At 41.0% G+C, this 1355-nt stretch carries 3 protein-coding genes and 1 pseudogene; all 4 read right to left on the bottom strand.

Features of this window, described 5'->3' with window-relative positions:
- A pseudogene (locus ACERC7_RS10635) lies at positions 1-172 on the bottom strand (site-specific DNA-methyltransferase); the annotation flags it as partial.
- The gene (locus ACERC7_RS10630; protein ID WP_373666902.1) at positions 165-479 is read right to left on the bottom strand and encodes a DUF1372 family protein; all 315 of its coding nucleotides are present in this window, start codon (positions 477-479) and stop codon (positions 165-167) included. The pseudogene ACERC7_RS10635 and the gene ACERC7_RS10630, both read right to left, overlap by 8 nt.
- Positions 480-489: 10 nt before the next feature.
- Positions 490-1005 carry a hypothetical protein gene (locus ACERC7_RS10625; RefSeq protein WP_373666901.1) on the bottom strand — a complete coding sequence of 172 codons (516 nt, stop codon included), beginning with the start codon at positions 1003-1005 and terminating at the stop codon, positions 490-492.
- Entirely contained in the window at positions 1002-1334 is a 333-nt protein-coding gene (locus ACERC7_RS10620; RefSeq protein ID WP_373666903.1) for a hypothetical protein, read from the bottom strand. The genes ACERC7_RS10625 and ACERC7_RS10620 overlap by 4 nt, the downstream gene beginning before the upstream one ends.
- Positions 1335-1355: the final 21 nt, after the last annotated feature.

Below are 1355 nucleotides of genomic sequence, written 5' to 3'. Positions count from 1 at the left end.
CAGAGGTCTGTTCATAGACTCTTTTGACTCCAATAGAGCTGACTTTTTTACCATAGAATTTCCTTTGCTCAGGTCCTGAGAAATAAGGTGGGTCAACAATAGCTAGGTCAAAATAATTATCTGGAAAAGCTCTCATGCCCTGTAAGCAATCTCGGTTCAAAAATTCACTCATTACTTGAAAAACCTCTTTTCTTCAAGTAGTCTGGAATTTCAGCTCCCACCGTCAGGCTCTCGTACTGTTCCTTGGTCACTAGAAAACGCCCGTAAGGCCCAGCCGTGACTGTATAACGCCCCTCTATGATTTCCTTGTCAGTTATCTTACCAACCATTGCACCGCCAGCATTATCAACTGTGTAGATAATGACTGGCTGTTTTTGTTCTGGTAGCTTCAGAGGGACGATATTGCCTAGAACAATACCGACAACAAAGCTGAATAGACACAAGTTGGTGTGAAATAGCTTGTCTTTTAAGTTGTTCATTCTTTCTACCTCAACTAATCTGATGATATTCTAATTCTCCGTACTCTTTGCCAAAATTGACAAAGTAGGCACCAATCAAGATTGCGTCAGCTTCATCGTCTTTGACTGACTTCTTATAACTTTCAGCGACCTTGTTCACAGATTGAGCTTTCATAGACTTCTTACTGCGGTCTTTATAGCTGAACTTCCAGTATTTCCGCCACGTTGACACATTGACAAAGGCTACCTGATCTGCAACCAATCGCCCTAAGATAATTCCTGTTACAATACCAATGCTCATCATAGATTGCTGATTTGGTCCCATGACGTTATTTTTTTCGACAATGATTGTGTCAAAAGGGCGGTCATGTTTTTGTAAGGCTCGTGACTGAATGGCTCTCAGTTGACTAGCCATGTATCTGCCACGTTCAAAATACGATTTACTTTTATGTTTTAAGACACCACTCTGGACTAAGTCAGGACCGTTGAAAACGGCCCAACCTGTCCCAGTCGTTGAAATATCCAAGGCTAATGTCAGACTACTCAACTCAATTCCCCTTTCAATCCACAAAGGTCAAAAAGGTTTCGTTTGTTGGACTCCACATATTCAAAAAATGCCTGAAGTTCTGCAAGTTTCCTCTTCTCAGCTTTAACACCAAGACTACTATGAAACTCAACATCATCTGTTGGACATGCTCTGATGTCGAGCCAGTACAACGGTTCAAAAATGTCCCCGTTCTCATCAAGAGAGGGTTCTGCGTCTTGGTTACGGAAAACCATTTTGATGTCATAACCAATCATGTTATCTATTGTGATTTCCTTGTTTTCAATCTCAATCACAATAGAGGTTTTAGGTACGTTAATCTTTGTCAGCATATTCTGTCTCCATTCTGCTTG

Origin of the sequence: Streptococcus sp. E17BB (assembly GCF_041807725.1) — a bacterium.
GTDB lineage: Bacteria > Bacillota > Bacilli > Lactobacillales > Streptococcaceae > Streptococcus > Streptococcus entericus.
Note: the sequence above shows the minus strand (reverse complement) of the source record. Positions and strands in the feature narration are given on the sequence as shown.

Coding starts and splice junctions, on each gene's coding strand:
- ACERC7_RS10630 (WP_373666902.1), bottom strand. CDS start 479: ATGAACAACTTAAAAGACAAGCTATTTCACACCAACTTGTGTCTATTC.
- ACERC7_RS10620 (WP_373666903.1), bottom strand. CDS start 1,334: ATGCTGACAAAGATTAACGTACCTAAAACCTCTATTGTGATTGAGATT.